Origin of the sequence: Microvirga arabica, from assembly GCF_016811235.1 — a bacterium.
GTDB lineage: Bacteria > Pseudomonadota > Alphaproteobacteria > Rhizobiales > Beijerinckiaceae > Microvirga > Microvirga arabica.
In genome coordinates this window covers 1-16,813 of sequence record NZ_JAFBID010000015.1, presented here as the reverse complement: position 1 = coordinate 16,813, position 16,813 = coordinate 1, and the positions used below count along the sequence as shown (strand labels likewise).

General features: G+C 62.6%; 13 protein-coding genes. 9 read left to right on the top strand and 4 right to left on the bottom strand.

What is annotated here, in order from left to right:
- Complete coding sequence (locus JQC81_RS10170; RefSeq protein ID WP_203271708.1) at positions 1–744, top strand: SDR family NAD(P)-dependent oxidoreductase; 744 nt, start codon at positions 1–3, stop codon at positions 742–744.
- 1 nt (position 745) lies between these two features.
- Here the strand turns inward: JQC81_RS10170 and JQC81_RS10165 are convergent, their stop codons facing one another.
- On the bottom strand, positions 746–2,050 hold the full coding sequence (locus JQC81_RS10165; RefSeq protein WP_203271707.1) for an NAD(P)H-dependent oxidoreductase: 1,305 nt from the start codon (positions 2,048–2,050) through the stop codon (positions 746–748).
- Between the two features lie 187 nt (positions 2,051–2,237).
- On the opposite strand from JQC81_RS10165, the gene JQC81_RS10160 reads away from it, so the two are divergent.
- Positions 2,238–2,807: a M10 family metallopeptidase C-terminal domain-containing protein gene (locus tag JQC81_RS10160; protein WP_203271706.1), complete on the top strand. Its 570-nt coding sequence runs from the start codon at positions 2,238–2,240 to the stop codon at positions 2,805–2,807.
- A gap of 92 nt (positions 2,808–2,899) precedes the next feature.
- On the opposite strand, the gene JQC81_RS10155 is transcribed toward JQC81_RS10160, so the two are convergent.
- The gene (locus JQC81_RS10155) at positions 2,900–3,160 is read right to left on the bottom strand and encodes a hypothetical protein (protein WP_203271705.1); all 261 of its coding nucleotides are present in this window, start codon (positions 3,158–3,160) and stop codon (positions 2,900–2,902) included.
- 1,519 nt (positions 3,161–4,679) lie between these two features.
- Between JQC81_RS10155 and hydA the strand changes: the two genes are divergently transcribed.
- The 4 genes from hydA (at position 4,680) to JQC81_RS10135 (ending at position 9,841) form a co-directional block, all read left to right on the top strand.
- On the top strand, positions 4,680–6,143 hold the full coding sequence (gene hydA, locus JQC81_RS10150; protein WP_203271774.1) for a dihydropyrimidinase: 1,464 nt from the start codon (positions 4,680–4,682) through the stop codon (positions 6,141–6,143).
- A gap of 69 nt (positions 6,144–6,212) precedes the next feature.
- On the top strand, positions 6,213–7,661 hold the full coding sequence (locus JQC81_RS10145; RefSeq protein ID WP_203271704.1) for an amidohydrolase family protein: 1,449 nt from the start codon (positions 6,213–6,215) through the stop codon (positions 7,659–7,661).
- 7 nt (positions 7,662–7,668) lie between these two features.
- Entirely contained in the window at positions 7,669–8,340 is a 672-nt protein-coding gene (locus JQC81_RS10140; RefSeq protein ID WP_203271703.1) for an aspartate/glutamate racemase family protein, read from the top strand.
- A 49-nt stretch (positions 8,341–8,389) separates the two neighbouring features.
- A complete protein-coding gene (locus JQC81_RS10135; RefSeq protein WP_203271702.1) occupies positions 8,390–9,841 on the top strand; it encodes an amidohydrolase family protein in 1,452 nt (483 codons plus the stop codon).
- An 86-nt stretch (positions 9,842–9,927) separates the two neighbouring features.
- Here JQC81_RS10135 and JQC81_RS10130 read toward each other — a convergent pair whose 3' ends face one another.
- A complete protein-coding gene (locus tag JQC81_RS10130; RefSeq protein WP_203271701.1) occupies positions 9,928–11,565 on the bottom strand; it encodes an amidohydrolase in 1,638 nt (545 codons plus the stop codon).
- A gap of 188 nt (positions 11,566–11,753) precedes the next feature.
- Between JQC81_RS10130 and JQC81_RS10125 the strand changes: the two genes are divergently transcribed.
- From JQC81_RS10125 to JQC81_RS10115, 3 genes are all read left to right on the top strand, one after another.
- Complete coding sequence (locus JQC81_RS10125) at positions 11,754–12,791, top strand: amino acid ABC transporter substrate-binding protein (RefSeq protein WP_203271700.1); 1,038 nt, start codon at positions 11,754–11,756, stop codon at positions 12,789–12,791.
- 66 nt (positions 12,792–12,857) lie between these two features.
- On the top strand, positions 12,858–14,030 hold the full coding sequence (locus tag JQC81_RS10120; RefSeq protein WP_203271699.1) for an amino acid ABC transporter permease: 1,173 nt from the start codon (positions 12,858–12,860) through the stop codon (positions 14,028–14,030).
- A 3-nt stretch (positions 14,031–14,033) separates the two neighbouring features.
- Positions 14,034–15,146 carry an amino acid ABC transporter permease gene (locus JQC81_RS10115; protein ID WP_203271698.1) on the top strand — a complete coding sequence of 371 codons (1,113 nt, stop codon included), beginning with the start codon at positions 14,034–14,036 and terminating at the stop codon, positions 15,144–15,146.
- A gap of 27 nt (positions 15,147–15,173) precedes the next feature.
- On the opposite strand, the gene JQC81_RS10110 is transcribed toward JQC81_RS10115, so the two are convergent.
- The gene (locus JQC81_RS10110) at positions 15,174–16,469 is read right to left on the bottom strand and encodes an NAD(P)/FAD-dependent oxidoreductase (protein ID WP_203271697.1); all 1,296 of its coding nucleotides are present in this window, start codon (positions 16,467–16,469) and stop codon (positions 15,174–15,176) included.
- Positions 16,470–16,813 lie beyond the last annotated feature (344 nt).

The window sequence follows — 16,813 nt, the reverse complement described above, 5'->3', positions numbered from 1 at the left end:
ATGGACAAGCCTCTTCAGAACCGCGTCGCGGTCATCACCGGCGCGTCTCGCGGCATCGGCCGCGCGGCGGCGCTCGCCCTGGCGGAGGCCGGCGCCCATGTGATTGCGCTTGCTCGCACCCAAGGCGCGCTCGAATCCCTCGATGACGAGATCCGCGCCAAGGGCGGCTCCGCCACCCTGGTGCCGGTGAACCTGAAGGACCTCGAGGCCCTCGACCGTCTGGGTGCGGCGATCCACGAGCGCTGGGGCAAGCTCGACATCCTGCTCGGCAATGCGGGCCAGCTCGGCGAGCTCGCGCCGCTCGCCCATATCGACCAGCCGGTGTGGGACGAGGTGATGGCGGTGAACGTGACGGCCAATTACCGCCTGATCCGCTCCCTCGATCCGCTGCTGCGCGCCTCCGACGCCGGCCGCGCGATCTTCATCACCTCGGGTGCGGCCCACAAGCACAAGGCCTATTGGGGCGTCTATGCGGTCTCGAAGGCCGCGCTGGAGGCCCTGGTGCGCACCTATGCGGCCGAGACGGTGACGACGCCCGTGAAGGTCATGCTGCTCAACCCCGGCCCCTTGCGCACCAACATGCGCCGCGCCGCCATGCCGGGCGAGGATCCGCTGACCCTCAAGACGCCGGAAGAGCTCGCCCCTCACATCGTGAAGCTCGCCCTGCCCTCGTGGACCGAGACCGGCAAGATCTACGACTTCACGCAAGACGGCAAAGTCATCGAGCCGCAGCCGCCGGCTTAAATCAGCCGAAGCGGCCCACCATCTCCCGGCGCACCCGGACGGCGAGCCGCTCGGCATCCAAAGCCACATCGTCCTCCGTCACCACGGCGCCCGCGGCGACATCGCGGGTCAGGCGCACGCCGTGCGCCAGCCCGATCGGCAGCATGCGCCCGGCCTTGCTCCGCGACGCCGGCGCGAGCCGGCCATAGACCGTGTAGCCGCCCTCCCCGTCCAGCATCTCGCCCGCTTTCAGATCGCGCTTGGCGACCGCCACCGCATCGCCGCGCCAGGCGCGGGTGGAGCCCGTCGGCTCGCCGCGCAGGGCCGCGCTGAGCACCGAGATCGACAGCTCCAGGCCGATCAGATGGAAGGGCTTGTGCATGGCGGCATACCGGCCGGTTAAGTCGGTGGGGAGGCCGTATTGCCTGAAGCAGGCGGCGGCATAATCGTTGGGGGCTTTCAGCACCACATAGACGCCCCAGCGCAAGTCGCGGAATACCGGCCGGCCGTCACGCTCCAGGGACGACACCACCTCCACCATGCCGTCGCGGTCGAGCTGCCCGCCGACGCTCTTCGGCCGCAGCACATGGGCGAGATCGTCCACCCCGCAGGGCGGAAATTTTAAGCCCTCCTCCGGCACGCCGAGATCGCAGGCATTGGCGATGGCCGCCATTTCGATGGCCGATTTGGTGCCGTCCAGGAACGAGTTGAACATCTGCGGGTTCATGCCCCCGGCCTTGGCCTGGTCGGGCGTAAGGCCGTAATGGGTCCAGACGTCGTCCGGCGTGACCTGATGGAAATGCGGCAGGTACTTTGTGCCCTTGCCGGCCGCCGCCACGGTGAAGCCCGCAGCCCTAGCCCAGTCAACCATCTCGGCCACCAGGGCCGGCTGGTCGCCATAGGCCATGGAATAGACCACGCCCCGTTCCCGCGCCTTCTCGGCCAGCAGGGGTCCTGCCAGCACATCCGCCTCCACGTTGACCATGACGATGTGCCGGCCTGCCTCGATGGCGGCAAGCGCATGGCGGATGCCGGCCTCCGGGTGGCCGGTCGCCTCGATCACCACCTCGACGCCGTCCGCCCGACAGGCGTCGAGCCCGTCGGCCGCGAAGCGCGTACCGGCGATCCGCGCCTCGTCCCAGCCGACGTTGCGGCAGGCCTCCCTGGCCCGGTCCGGGTCGAGATCCGCGATCACCGCGACCTCAAGCCCGGCAATGGTCGGCACCTGGGCGAGAAACATGGAGCCGAATTTTCCCGCCCCGATCAGGGCCACGCGAACGGGCTGGCCGGTGTCGGAGCGCTGGCGAAGCATTTCGTGCAGGTTCATGGGCCTTGGGCTCCTGCCTGGGGGTTCCGTGATCCCCCAGGCTCGAAGCTGGCGCCCCCTGTGTCAATCGGTTCCTCTGTGCGCCTGGACACATATCTTTCGTTAGGTAATAGCATTCTGTTAATCAGCGTCTGTTTTCATTCAAACCGATTCGAATTCGGGCAGACCAAATTTGGAGGACCATGACATGAGCACCAGGACCACCTCGCGCACCGGTTGGACCATGCCGGCCGTGGACGAGCAGAACACCACCCTGTGGGGCGCAGCCGCCTTCGCGCTTCCGCCCATCGGCACCCCTGGCAACGACGTGCTCAAGGGCGACAGCGGCGTCAACGGCATTCCGGGCTTCGGCGGCAACGACACCATCTATGGCTATGGCGGCAATGACGCCATCATGGGTGGCGCAGGCAACGACAGGCTCTACGGCGGCGCCGGCTCGGACCACTTCCGCTTCGACACCCGGCTCAACGCCAAGACCAATGTCGACAAGATCATGGACTTCAAGTCCGGCGTCGACGTGATCGAGCTGGCCCGCTCCATTTTCGGCAGAGCCGGCAAGGCGGGCCTTGAGCTGAAGGAAGCAGCCTTCTACGCGGGCAAGAAAGCCCACGATAAGGACGACCGGATCATCTACGACAAGAAAACCGGCTCGCTCTACTCCGACAAGGACGGCATCGGCGGCACGGCGCAGATCAAGTTTGCGACGATCGCGAACAAGGTCAAACTCGTTCACGACGACTTCGTGATCGCTTACTGAACCTACCATCGCGCAGGGAGACAGGCCCCTCCGGCAACGGAGGGGCTTTTTTGTTGGACGGGTAAGCGAACGATGGGCATGTGCCCCCGCCCTCACCGACGCAGCACGGCCTCGAAGCTGGTGCGCTGGGCGATCCAGAACTCCCGGTGCCCGTGCATGTCCTCCAGCACCGCATCGGCGAAGCGCTTGCGGTCTTCGAAATAGCATGGCGGGCCATAGCCGCCCTGGCAGCAGCCCTGCTCGCGGCACCGGCGCCGGCGGAAGGTGGACGGCACCCGGATCACGTCGGCGAGACGCCTCAGAACATCGTCGGCATCGGGCATGCGGGACAGGATGGTGCGAACACGGCTCATGATGAAACCTCGTGCATGAAAGAGCTGAATGGAAGTGATGGAGAACAAGGCATGACCTTGCGGGCTCCGGAGCCGTTTCGGCTCCGAGCCTTTGAGGCAATCGAGGGTGGCGCGACAGGCAGCCCGGCTCGATGATGAATGGTGAAAGGGAAGAGCCGGAATGCCTCTTCGCGCACGGCTTCTTTAGGCGTTCAGGCGAGACCAGCCCGGTGACCGCCTCAGGCGGGGTCCGTCTGCTCGACGGGGGCCTGAGACCGATTCCGACCACCGGCCCACAGCCTGGGCCTCCCGCCAGACCCGCTTGCGAGGCAAGCCTGCGAGACCGTGCCTGCCTCCACACTGCGACGCCTCGCGAGCGCGCCCCTCAACAGAGGCAGGTCTAAGGCAATGATATAGCCGAAGTTAGGAGGATTGACAAGAACAAAATGAGAACAGTTGAGCGTTTGCCCTGTTTCCTGATTGGGGGCGGATACATAGGTGGAAACTGATGAGTCAGGCCGGGCTGGTGAAAATATTCATAAAGATTTATGATCCAACTGGCAAATCAAGGTTATGATACTCTCATCAGTTGTAAGCCAATACCTAAGCAAACATTAGCAAATTTCCTGGAGCGCAAATGATGTCTAATAATAAATAAGCTCACCGGAGATCATAAAATCAATTAATATAGATGATCGAGAGTACACGCTATTGGCCCGGCAATGTGGCAAGTGTTCAAATGATCATCTTGAAATCTGGCGATGGAGCGGGCCATCGTTTTCGTGTTATAAGATGCCATTTGACTTTAAGGTAGATGATTTCGAGGATTTTGTTCAGGCGATCGACCAGCAGCTATTGATGGATGCTCCCGATCTGATGAGTGAATTTCACCAAGCTCTATCAGAAGTTAATTCAGCAAGTGGCATAGTAGCAGATTATTCGTTTGCTTTTCGGCTTTTGGAATACGGGAGGCTGCGCGCTAGCAGCGTTGTGTGCTTCCACCTCAAGCACGTTTGGAGTGGCAATTCACGGGAACGCTGTCATACCAACTTTTCCAAGCTTTGGTTCGCAGCCGAGTTCATCCCCGGTATGACCTGTTTCAGAAGCCTTCGGATCTCGCCGCCCATCTTGCCGGCTTTGTTCGGTCGTCCATCGTCGCAATGGCCTGCTGGTCCTCACAACCATCGTCTTTCCGTCGGTCAAGCCCGCCGATATCCTGGCGATTCTCGGCATCGGCTCTCAGGCGACTTGTACTGACGCAGCTCCACTCCGGTCTTGGCTTTTCACTACCCTTCTTCGCCGTCTCAGCCGATCACTCAGTCCCAACGCTTGTAGTAACATTATCCATATGACCCAAGCGGACAGTGTCATGCCGGAATGCGCCCGAGATAGCTTGGCGACCAGAACTTTAGGCGAAGGATGAATTCGAGAAGAAGCTCCGAACTCATGGCTCCCCCCTTGCTCAGCTTCAACCCATCTGCCTAAATTGCTCGCAGAGGACAAATTGAGCCATAGCTTAGTCTCAAGGTCCGGGGAGCGACTGACCGTGTACGATCTGGTCATCAAAGGCGGAAGCCTTGCGACTACCGAAGGCGTCTCGGTCACCGATGTCGCTGTTCAAGGCAGCCAGATCGTCGCGCTTGGCCGCAACTTTCCGCCCGGTCGGCATACCATCGACGCCACGGGCAAGCTCATTCTTCCCGGCGGCGTGGATGCGCATTGCCACATCCAGCAGCTCTCGGGCGGCGGGCTGATGAATGCCGACACCTTTGAGACGGCGACCCGGTCTGCTGCCTTTGGCGGCACGACCACGGTCATCTCCTTCGCAGCCCAGCATCGGGGCGACAGCCTACGCGGCGTTGTCGAGAACTACTCGCGCCTTGCTTCGTCCGGCGCCGTGACAGACTATGCCTTTCATCTCTGGATTTCCGATCCCACCCCGGAAACGCTGGAACGTGACCTGCCGGAGCTGATTGGGGCCGGCCACCGGTCGATCAAGATCTTCATGACCTACGATCGCGTTCGCCTTCTCGACGAGCAGGTTCTGGACGTGATGATGGTGGCCCGTAAGCACGGCGCCCTGGTCTGCGCCCATGCCGAGAACCACGGGATGATCAAGTGGATGGCCGACAGGCTCGTGTCCCGCGGCTATATCGAGCCCAAATTTCACGGTGTGAGCCATCCGCGGGTGTGCGAGATCGAGGCGTTCGAGCGTCTCATCCGCTTCTCCCAGCTGCTTGATCAGCCCATCATGCTGTTCCATGTCTCCACCGCCGAAGGCGCTGCCGTCATCCGGCGCGCGCGCGGCGAGGGCATCAAAGTCTTCGCTGAAACATGCCCGCAATACCTGTTCCTGAGAGCGCAGGATCTGGACCGGCCGGGTTTGGAGGGCGCCAAGTGGATGTGCAGCCCTCCGCCCCGCTCGACGGAGGATCAGAACGCATTGTGGCACGCGCTCGAGCTCGGCGACCTTCAGGTCGTCTCCTCCGACCATGCGCCCTATAGGTACGACGAAAGCGGCAAGCTTTCCGCTGGTCCAAACTCCGACTTCAAGCAGATCGCCAACGGCCTTCCCGGCCTCGAGACGCGCCTGCCGCTTTTGTTCGACGCCATGGTGAGCCAGGGGAGGTCGAGCCTGGAAAAATTCGTCGAGCTGACGGCGACGGCACCGGCGAAGATCTACGGCCTTCACCCACGCAAGGGCGCCATCGCTGTCGGAGCCGATGCCGATATCGCAATCTGGAACCCGGACCGGGAGGTTGTGCTCACCGACGACGGGCTGCACGACAATGTCGGCTACAATCCCTTCGCCGGCCTCACCCTGCGGGGCTGGCCGGAGACTGTTCTGCGCCGGGGTGAGGTGATCATTGCGGACGGAATGCTCCAGGCTGCGCCTGGATCGGGCCAGCTGCAGTTGCGCGAGCGGGCCGCCTCAATGCGCCCGACCGGACGCCTGAGCCCGGAATTCAATCCGGAAACCAATTTCGGAGCTCACCTCCTGTGATCTCCCCATCAAACTCAAACGGCCTTCCGGCCCATGAGCATTCATCTCTCCGCATCGGTGCCCGATAACATGACTGACACGGTAACGGTTATTCGAAGGGCCGCCTGGGTGGTTGCCTGGGACGAAGGCGCCTCGCAGCACGTCTACATGCAGGATGCCGACGTGGCTTTCTCCAAGGCGGGAGTTCTGTATGTGGGCCCCGCCTACAAAGATCGTGCCGACGAGGAAGTTGCCGGCGCCTCCATGATGGTGATGCCCGGCTTCGTGAACGTTCACTGCCATTCCGGGGACGAGCCTATCGCCAAAGGCCTGTTCGAGGATGTCGGCACCGCGGCGCTCTGGGGCAATGCGCTCTATGAGTATTCGGCTCTGATCGACTCCGATGAGGATGCCAAGGCCGCGTGCCAGACGATCATGCTGGGCGACCTGATGCGCAGCGGCGTCACCACGCATCTCGACATCGCATCGCCCCATGCGCAATGGCTCGCCCTGGCGGTCCAAAGCGGATTGCGGGCCTATCTCGCTCCCGGCTTCCGCGAGGCGCAATGGCGCATGGCCGGCAGCCATCGTCTCGACTTCGAATGGAACGAGGCGCGAGGACGGGAGCGCTATGCGGAAGCACTCGCCTTTGTGGACGAGGCGCGCGCTCACCCCAGCGGCCGCATCGACGGTGTGATTGCACCGTCGCAGATCGAGACCTGCTCGGAAGAACTGATCGTCGATGCGGTAACTGAGGCGCGCCGTCGCGGGATGCGGATCACCATCCATGCGGCGCAGACCATGGCCGAGCACGAGGAACTGCTTCGGCGGACGGGAGAGACGGCGCCCGTCATGCTGGAGCGCCTCGGCGTCTTGGGGCCTGATCTGATCCTCGGACATTGCATTTTCCTCGACCATCATTCCTGGACCCGGCAGCGCAGCCGGGACGACCTTGCTCGACTTGCCAGGAGCGGCACCTCGGTGGCCCATTGCCCCGTCACCTTCGCGCGCAGCGGCATGACGCTGGAAAGCCTCGGCGCCTATCAGCGCGCGGGCGTCAATGTCGGTATCGGCACCGACAGTTACCCTTTCAACATGCTCGAGGAGCTTCGAGAGGCGCTGATCTGCTCGCGCGTCGCCGGGCGCAGCGTCTTCGATCTCGACACGGGCAGCCTGTTTTCTGCCGCGACGACCGGTGGAGCAAAAGCTCTTGGCCGCAGCGATATCGGACGTTTGGCGCAGGGCGCCAAGGCGGACCTGACCCTTGTGGATCTGAGCCATCCCGCCATGCAGCCGGTCCACGATCCCCTGCGAAACCTGATCCATTGCGCGGCAGAACGGGCCATCCGCGACGTCTATGTGGACGGTCAAGCCGTCGTGAAGGACCATCGCGTCCTCAACCTGGACTACGATGGAGCCGTTCGCGAACTGCAGGATGCGCAAAGGCGCGCCTGCCGACGAGCTGAGCAGGACGATCCTCAAGGCCGCTCGCTCGCCACTCTCGTCCCCTACTCCCTGCCGCTCGCCCGCCGAGGATAAGATCGTCATGGGTTCGTCAGTCTATGTGATCAATCCGAATTCCTCTCAAAGTGTCACGGCAGAAATCGACAAGGCCGTGTCGCCTCTCCGCAGCGCCGATGGGCCAGGCATCGTATGCCTCTCGCTGGCCGAAGGCCCGCCCGGCATCCAGTCGCAACGAGACGTCGATGGCGTCATCATGCCGATGCTGCGCAAGGCGTCCGAGCTAGAGGAGAGCGCAGGCGCCTTCGTGATCGCATGCTTCTCGGATCCGGGCCTCCATGCCTTGCGCGAGCAGAGCCGCCGTCGCGTCTTCGGGATTGCCGAATGCGGCGTGCTGACGGCACTCACGCTCGGGCAGCGGTTCGGGGTCATCGCCATTCTGCCAGCCTCCGTTCCAAGGCATCTGCGCTATTTCGGCGCGATGGGCGTCATGGATCGCTTCGCGGCCGACCTCCCGATCGGGCTGGGCGTCGGCGACTTGTCCGACGAGGGAAAGACCCTGAGCCGGATGATCGAGGTCGGCCGCACGCTGAAGACTGCCCATGGAGCCGACGTCCTCGTGATGGGCTGTGCCGGAATGGCTCGCTATCGCGCCGCCCTGGAGGATGCTGTTGGAATTCCCGTTGTTGAGCCGACCCAGGCAGCCGTTACTATGGCGGTCGGCCATGTCCGTCTCACGCAAACTCCTGCGCTTTGATGACACTTACACCTTCTGATCGGCCTTCCCTCTTTCTATGGAGTTTGAAATGACCGGCGCCGTCGCCAAGACGACCCTTTTCCGGAATTGCGACTGGATCGTCGCCTGGGACGAGGCGGCTCAATCCCATGTCTATCTACGCAACGCCGATTTCGTGATCCAGAGCGCGGACATCCTCCATGTGGGGAGCGGGTATTCCGGCTCGGCCGATGCGGAGATCGATGCCAGCCGCATGATGATCATCCCCGGCTTCGTGGACATCCACAGCCATCCCGGCCATGAGCCCGGATGGAAGGGCATGCTGGAGGAGTTGGGCAGCCCGCGCCTCGGCCAGAGCTCTCTCTACGAGTTCATGCCGGTGTTCCAGATCGGCCCGGAATACACGCGCCCTGCGCTTCGCGTGTCTGCATCCGAACTCCTGAAGAGCGGCGTCACGACCATCTGCGATCTCGGCAGGCCACGCGAGACCTGGGCTGACGAATATGCGGAAACAGGCATCCGCGCTGTCCTCTGGGGGATGTTCCGGTCTGGCCCTTGGAAAACAACCAACGGCCACTCGGTTGAATACAGCCTCGATCCGGCCACCGGAGACCGTTTGCTGCGCGAGGCGATCGACATCGCCGATGCAGCCTCGAAGCATCCGAGCGGGCGCATCACGGGCTTTATCGGCCCCGCCCAGATCGATACCTGCACGGAGGGGCAGATTCGCGATGCGCTCGATGCGGCGCGCGAGCGAGGTCAGCCGATCCAAATCCATGCCGCTCAGAGCATTGTAGAATTTCAGGAGATCATGCGGCGCTATGGCTGCACGCCCATCGAATGGCTCGACAAGATCGGTGCGCTCGGGCCTGACACGATCATCGGCCACTGCATCTTCCTGAACGACCATCCCTGGCTGCACTGGCCACATGCCAACGATTTCGAGCGCCTGCGGGACAGCGGCGCGCAGGTCGCACATTGCCCCGTGGTCTTCGCCCGGCGCGGCATCGCCCTGAACACCCTGAGCCGCTATATGAAGGCGGGCATCCGCTGCGGCATCGGCACGGACAGCTTCCCTCACAACATGCTCGATGAACTGCGCATGGCCTGCTACGCGGGCCGGATCATCGCGTGCAGCTTCACGGCTGCGACCACGCGAGATGCGTTCATGGCGGCCACGGCCGTCGGCGCGGACATGATCCGCCGCCCGGACCTGGGCCGCCTTGCTCCCGGCTGCAAGGCGGATTTCTCGGTCGTCGATATGAGCAATCCCTACATGCAGCCCGACTACGAGCCCATCCGCAGCCTCGTGTACTCGGCCAACGACAGAGCCATCAGGGACGTCTATGTCGACGGTCGCCAAGTTGTCCGCGATGGTGAGGTTCTGGACTTCGACATCAGCGACGACATCGAGATGCTGCGCCGGGGACAAGCCGAAGCGATCGCATCGGCGTCCCAGCGCGACTGGGCGGGACGGACCCTCGAAGAATTGAGCCCACGCGTTTTCCCGATCCGCAATTAAGAGGCAGGCTCACAACACCAGAAAGGCCCCGGGATCTCCCGGGGCCTTTTGCTTTGTCAGGGCAGCAGCTTTCGAAACAGGTCGCGTCAGCGGGCGGCCTCTCCGTGGCGATCGAACACGATTTCGCCCCCGCGAATCGTGAGGTCGCAGCGGGTGTCGTGAAGGATCTCCTCGGGTGAGGCCGTCAGGAGATCGCGCGAGAACACTGCCACATCCGCCGCGAGGCCCGGCATGAGGCGGCCCCATTCATGCTCGGCCTTGTTCACGTAGGCGCCGAACTCCGTGAAGGCAGTGATGGCCTGCTCGATTGAAACCACCTCCCGCTCGTCCATGACGGTGCCATGGGACGTCTTGCGGGTGAGCATCGAGAAGAAGTTCGGGAATGGATTGATGTCGCAGACCGGCGCATCGCTGCCGGCGGCAGGTTTGAAGCCGAGATCGATCCAGGTCTTGAGCGGATAGGATGGCTTTGCCCGCTCCTCGCCTACGACGGAAACGTACAGGTCCCCGAAATCGTAGATGAACACAGGCTGCGGCACCGGTTGAACGCCTAGGCGCTTCATGCGGGCGTTCTGGTCCGTCCTTGCATAGCCTGCGTGCTCGATCCGGTGGCGGCGATCAGGATCCGGCATGGCTTGAAGAGCGCGCTCAAAGGCATTCAGGGTCTGCTCGATGGCTGCATCCCCGATGGCGTGAACGGCCAGTTGATAGCCCTTCGCGTGATAGTCATGCACGAGGTCGTTCATCTCGTTGTCGTGCAGGAGCATCAAGCCGGTGGTCTTCGGTTCTCCGACATAAGGTTCGCTCATGGCGGCCGTCCGGCCGCCGGCGCTGCCATCGGTGAAGATCTTCACGGGACCGACACGCAGCATGGAGTCGCCCACGCCCGTCACCACGCCGTCCGCATAGGCCTGCTCCAGGATGCCGCCCGGACCTCCAAGCAGGCACTGCGTCGTCCGCACCGGCAGGCGGCCGAGGCGCTGAGCAGTGCGGTAGGCCGCGACCTCGCGGTAGCCTGCCCTCATGCCGACGCCCGCATCCATGACGCTGGTGATCCCGTAAGACAGGCATGCGCGGCCGGCATCGTCGATGGCCTGAACGAGCTCCTCATCCGTCGGCTCCGGCAGAACGGCCTTGAGACGGTCGCGTCCTGTTTCGGCCAGCAGGCCCGTCAGACGCCCGTCCCGCTGCTCGATGGCGCCGCCCTGCGGAACGGGAGTCCGTTCGTCGATTCCTGCCAGTTCGAGCGCCTTTGAGTTGCAGATCGTCACGTGACCGCAGGCTCTCACGATTGCAACGGGATGATCGGGCGCAACGGCATCGAGTTCCTCGCGAAGGGGATGACGCCTGACGTCGAGCTCGAACTGATCGTATCCGCGTCCCTGGATCCACTGGCCGGGTGGCGTAACCGAGGCGCGCTGCCTAACCCTTTCGAGCAATGCCGCAAGAGTGGGCGCGGAGGCAGCGCGCACATCCACGTGTCCCATGATGACACCATAAGGGAGAAGATGCATGTGCGAGTCGCACAATCCCGGGGTGGCAAGGCGGCCGGCGAGATCGATCACACGTGTTCGCGGCCCGATGAGGGGCTCCATGTCGGATGCCGACCCCGCCGCCAGAACCTGCCCGGCCCAGAGGGCGACCGCTTCGGTCACCTGTTCCGCAAGGCCACGAAAGACGCGGCCGTTGGTGAGGACGATATCGGCTTTGGGCAGGATCGGCATGACAACTCGCGAACGATGAGCAGCGGCAAGACTTACCGCGGAAGGAACGCGACTGTGCATCCCTTTTGGTCAACCGGCAAGTTCCGGAATGCCTGACGTTGGGAAATTCTACCCTTGAAACCTCGGTTGTTTAGGGTCTAGCTTTGAAGGGTAGCGGCCGGATAAGGCGCACGGAAAGAGGGAATACAATGACACAATCCAGATCTTTGACCCGTTTGCTCGCGATGGGCCTCATCGCCGGTGTTGCCGCTGTCTCGGCCACGCCGGCTTCTGCGCAGGCCACCCTCGACACGGTCAAGAAGCGCGGCAAGATCCTTTGCGGCGTCTCGCCCGTCTCTCCCGGCTTCTCCTATGCCGACGACAAGGGCGCCCGGCGCGGCTTCGACGTCGATGTCTGCCGTGCCATGTCGGCGGCGATCTTCGCCGATCCCGACAAGGTCGAATTCGTCCCGCTCAATACGAACGTTCGCTTCCAGGCCGTGCAATCCGGTGAAGTCGACGTGCTGTCCCGCCAGAACACCTGGAGCTTTTCGCGCGACGCGTCCCTCGGTCTCGATTTCGGCCCCGTGGTGTTCTACGACGGCCAGGGGTTGATGGTGTCGACCAAGCTCAATGTGAAGAGCGCCAGCGAACTTGCCGATGCCGCGATCTGTCTCCTGCCCGGCACGACCACACTCCAGAATCTGGAGGATTTCTTTCGGCCAAAGAACATCAAATATGAATCCGTGGTGTTCGAGAATTCCGACGAATGGCGCAATGCATTCTTTAGCGGGCGCTGCGATGCCATCACCTCGGACCGGTCGGACCTCGCCTCTGTGCGGGCGATCGCCAACAATCCTTCGGAATATGTGGTCCTTCCGGAGACGATCTCGAAGGAGCCGCTCGCTCCGACCGTTCGCCAGAACGATCCGAACTGGCGCGATATCCTGAGCTGGACGGTCTATGCTCTCATTGCCGCCGAGGAGAAGGGCATCACCCAGGCCAATGTGGACGAGCAACTCAAGAGCCAGGATCCAGAAGTCCAGCGCATGCTCGGCGTGAACGGCGACCTCGGAAAGATGCTCGGTCTCGACAACAAGTGGGGCTACAACGTTATCAAGGCCCTTGGAAATTACTCGGAAGTCTTTGAGCGCAATCTCGGCCCTGAGACACGTCTCGGCCTATCTCGCGGACCGAACGAGCTCTGGAACAAAGGTGGCCTGCTCTACTCGCCGCCGTTCCGTTAATCTGAGACCCGCGGGCGGCCGCAAGGCCGCCCGTATCCTCTTCAGCGCTCCCCGGAAAGGATCGACATGCGGGCAGATTCGATGAGCGGGACGAGGCTTCTCTATAATCTTCGCTTCCGAGCCATTCTCTATCAGGTTCTCGCTGTCGGGAGCATCGTCCTTCTAGGACTCTATCTGTTTTCGAACGTTTCGCAGAAGCTTGCAGAGCAGAACATCGCCACCGGCTTCGAGTACCTGAGCCGTGAGGCAGGCTTTGTCATCAGCCAGACCATGCTCGACTACAAGCCGACGGATACCTATGGCCGTGCCATCCTCGCAGGCATCGTCAACACCATTTGGGTTTCCGCCTGGAGCGTCGTGCTTGCGACACTCCTGGGCCTCGTCGTCGGCATCGCGCGTCTGTCACGCAATCCGCTGCTCGCCCTCCTCGCCTTCGTCTACGTGGAGGCGCTGCGGAACGTTCCTCTCCTCCTCTATCTCTTCCTCTGGTATGCCCTGATCGTCACCGGCCTGCCGGCGGTCCGGGAGGCATGGGAGGTTCTTCCCCACGTGTTCGTGAGCAATAGCGGACTGACGGTGCCTTCCCTGGTCTGGACCCGTGCTCATACGATCATCTTCGCCGCGCTGGTTCTCGGGGGAGTTCTTGCGGTTGCCGTTCACCGCCGCATGACCGCAGAGCGCATCAGAACCGGCAGGGCGCGAGCCACGTGGCCATGGGTTGCCTCTGCTCTCCTGATACCGCCAGTTCTCGCGTTGCTGATCCTGCAGCCTGAATTCACTGTCAGCATACCCGAGAAAGGGCGTTTCCGCCTGACCGGCGGTTCGCAGCTCACTCCGGAATTCACGGCCCTCTTGGTCGGTCTCGCCCTCTCCGCCTCGGCCGGCATCGCCGAGATCGTGCGAAGCGGCATCCTGTCGGTGCGCAAGGGGCAATGGGAGGCGTCGCGTGCTTTGGGTCTGAGGGACGGCCTGACCATGCGGCTCGTCGTTCTTCCCCAGGCGCTGCGGGTCATCATTCCTCCGCTCACCAGCAGTTACCTGAGCCTGTTCAAGAACTCGTCGCTCGCCATCGCGATCGGATACCCGGATCTCGTGATGGTCTCGAACACGACCATGAACCAGACCGGGCAGGCGATCGAAGGCATTGCGATCTTCATGCTGGTCTATCTTGGCCTGTCGATTGCGATCTCCCTGTTCATGAACTGGTACAACAGCCGCGTCGCGCTGAAGGAGCGCTAGGTTATGACGACTGCAACCGACATTGCCGAAGCGCAATTGAAGATGCCGGTTCAGCGCGACCCGAGCGTGGAACGCCGCCTGTTCCATCGCACGCTCAAGCCCCTCATCGGCACCCCGGTCAATGCGGTGATCACACTGGTTTGCCTCTGGGTCATGTGGCTCGGAGTCAAGGGCGCCTGGGGCTGGCTCGTGACCCGGGCCGTGACTGAAGGAGGCGCCCAGGCCTGCAAAGTGGGTCAAGGTGCCTGCTGGCCTTACTATGAAGCCAAGATCCGCTTCATGATCTTCGGCGTCTACCCTTACGACGAGCATTGGCGCGTTGCGCTCGCGATGATCCTTTTTCTCGGCGCGATTGCGATCTCCATGATCCCGCGCTTCTGGACCGGCAAGCTCCTCGTTCTCTGGGCCTTTGTCATTGCGGCGACGGGAGTGCTGATCAGCGGCGGGGTGTTCGGCCTCTCCTATGTGCCCACAACGCAATGGAGCGGCCTGCCGCTCTCGTTCCTGCTCTCGGCTGTCGGCCTGGCCCTCGGCTTTCCTCTCGGCGTCGTGCTGGCATTGGCACGCTCCTCGAAGCTTCCCGCCATCCGGGTGATCGCCATCGTGTTCATCGAGGTGGTCCGAGGCGTGCCGCTCATCAGCATCCTGTTCATGGCATCGGTCATGCTGCCGCTCTTCATGCCGAGCGGGATCACTGTCGACAAGCTGCTGCGGGCCCAGATCGCGATCATCATCTTCGCCGCCGCCTATATCGCAGAGGCCGTGCGCGGCGGGCTGCAGGCGATTCCACGGGGGCAGCATGAAGCCGCCAGCGCCATGGGACTGCATTACTGGCAGTCCATGCGTTTCGTTGTTCTGCCTCAGGCCCTGAAGATCGCGATCCCGCCGCTGGTGAACATTTCCATCGGCTTCTTTCAGGATACGACCCTTGTCACGATCATCGGCCTTCTGGATTTTCTCTCCACCGTGCGCACGGCGATGACGGATCCCAACTGGGTAGGTATCGCCGTGCTGGAAGGCTACGTCTTTGCAGCCGTCGTGTTCCTGGTTTTCTCTTACGGGATGGGCGCCTACAGCCGGTTCCTGGAGCGCCGCATGCGTCTCGGCTACGACTAGAGCCCCCTGCCAAAGCCGAGATCCTTGTCAGGCCGCTCGGGAGGCACGACGCTCCTTGGCGAGATCCATGGCTTGGTAGGTCCAGTAGGTGAGCTGCGCTGCGGCGACGCCGAACGGACCGCCGTTCCATGTGAGGCCGAAGGGTTCATAGAGCCGGTAGCGGTCGCTAGATCCCAGGATCCCCTCCGCGATCACGCGCCCTCCGATGGCCGTCGTGTTCATGCCGCGCCCGCCAAAGCCGAACACATACCACACCCCAGGCTGAAGCTGCCCGATGAGCGGCATCAGGTGACGGGCATAGGCCATGAGGCCGGACCATGCCGTGTCGACGCGAACGCCGTTGAGCTGAGGATAAGTGGAGACCATCGTCCTTTGCATCATCTCTGCAAGACGGCGGGGTTCGGTGGTGCGCGTCGTGATCCGGCCGCCCCAGAGAAGGCGCCGTCCATCGTCGACCAGGCGGTAATAGTCTCCGGCACGCCTGTTGTCGCTGACCGCCATAGGCGTGCGCACGGCCTCCGCGAGCTTCTCGGGGGCCTCCTCCGTCAGGAGCACGTAAGTTGCAATCGGCAGGATGCTTCGGCGCAAGCGGGGCACCAGAGCGTCCGTATACCCTCCTCCGGCCAAGACCACGTCTCGCGCCTTCACCTCACCCTGCGCCGTCCTGACGGTTTTCTCCGCCTGGTCGAGATCGCATCCCGTAACGCGGGACTTCTCGAAGATCCGTCCGCCCAGGGCCTCGATGGCCTGTGCCAGAGAGCGCGCATAGTTGAGAGGGTGAAAGTGAAAGCTCGCCGGGTCGTAAACCGCCTGATAGTATTTTGGCGACCGCAGGACGGCCCGCACGGCATCGGTCGGCATCACTTCGAGATGGTAGCCGAACTCCCTCTGCATCATCTCGCAATGGCGCTCGAGACTATCCGGATCATGATACCGGAGCACGCTCATCTTGCCGTAGACCCGCTTGTTGCCGCTCATGGCAAGGCTGTCGATATTCTCCTCGACAATCCCGGCTCCCTCGATTGAGAGACGGTGCAGAACCTGCGCCCTCTCTTGCCCCACCATGCGTGCAATATTGGCATGACCCGTCGCATATCCGGGCCCGACAAAGCCCCCGTTCCGTCCGGACGCGCCCCAGCCGACCTTTTCAGCCTCCAGAACCACCACGGAGCGCCCTGCCCGTGCCAGATCGAGTGCCGCCGTAAGACCCGCGAGACCACCGCCGACGACAGCTACGTCGGAGGTCACTGCTCCCTTGAGAGAAGGCCGCTGCGACCCATCAGCGAGCGTGCGGGCGTAGTAGGTATCTCCATATCCGGTCATGAACGCCCCGCTCCTTGAGTTTAATCAAGAGCGTAACGGGAGAGCCCTCTGCTGCAAAGGCCCTTTGAACAGTCATGTACACAGCCGAAAGTGATGCAATCTTCCCGGCAACTCGGCAATCAGCATCATGCCCGTCACTGCGTACGAGGATTGAAAGGCTGCTTTCGATCAGACTTTCGATGTCTTTTAGCCAAACGGATGTAAGCGCAGAAGCGTTGAAGCCGACAAAATCCAAAAAAAACTAGGACGGCAAAGCCGGCTGTCTGATAGAGTGCGGTGGTGGGGGTCTTCTGTGCCTGTGAGGAGGTGCGGGATGACCAGAACCTCAGGACGCCAGCCGCCGG

Excerpts from the sequence above, each read along its gene's own strand:
- JQC81_RS10115 (WP_203271698.1), top strand. The coding sequence starts at position 14,034 with ATGACGACTGCAACCGACATTGCCGAAGCGCAATTGAAGATGCCGGTT.
- JQC81_RS10130 (WP_203271701.1), bottom strand. The coding sequence starts at position 11,565 with ATGCCGATCCTGCCCAAAGCCGATATCGTCCTCACCAACGGCCGCGTC.
- JQC81_RS10140 (WP_203271703.1), top strand. The coding sequence starts at position 7,669 with ATGGGTTCGTCAGTCTATGTGATCAATCCGAATTCCTCTCAAAGTGTC.
- JQC81_RS10135 (WP_203271702.1), top strand. The coding sequence starts at position 8,390 with ATGACCGGCGCCGTCGCCAAGACGACCCTTTTCCGGAATTGCGACTGG.
- JQC81_RS10160 (WP_203271706.1), top strand. The coding sequence starts at position 2,238 with ATGAGCACCAGGACCACCTCGCGCACCGGTTGGACCATGCCGGCCGTG.
- JQC81_RS10125 (WP_203271700.1), top strand. The coding sequence starts at position 11,754 with ATGACACAATCCAGATCTTTGACCCGTTTGCTCGCGATGGGCCTCATC.
- JQC81_RS10170 (WP_203271708.1), top strand. The coding sequence starts at position 1 with ATGGACAAGCCTCTTCAGAACCGCGTCGCGGTCATCACCGGCGCGTCT.
- JQC81_RS10145 (WP_203271704.1), top strand. The coding sequence starts at position 6,213 with ATGACTGACACGGTAACGGTTATTCGAAGGGCCGCCTGGGTGGTTGCC.
- JQC81_RS10120 (WP_203271699.1), top strand. The coding sequence starts at position 12,858 with ATGCGGGCAGATTCGATGAGCGGGACGAGGCTTCTCTATAATCTTCGC.
- JQC81_RS10110 (WP_203271697.1), bottom strand. The coding sequence starts at position 16,469 with ATGACCGGATATGGAGATACCTACTACGCCCGCACGCTCGCTGATGGG.
- JQC81_RS10165 (WP_203271707.1), bottom strand. The coding sequence starts at position 2,050 with ATGAACCTGCACGAAATGCTTCGCCAGCGCTCCGACACCGGCCAGCCC.
- JQC81_RS10155 (WP_203271705.1), bottom strand. The coding sequence starts at position 3,160 with ATGAGCCGTGTTCGCACCATCCTGTCCCGCATGCCCGATGCCGACGAT.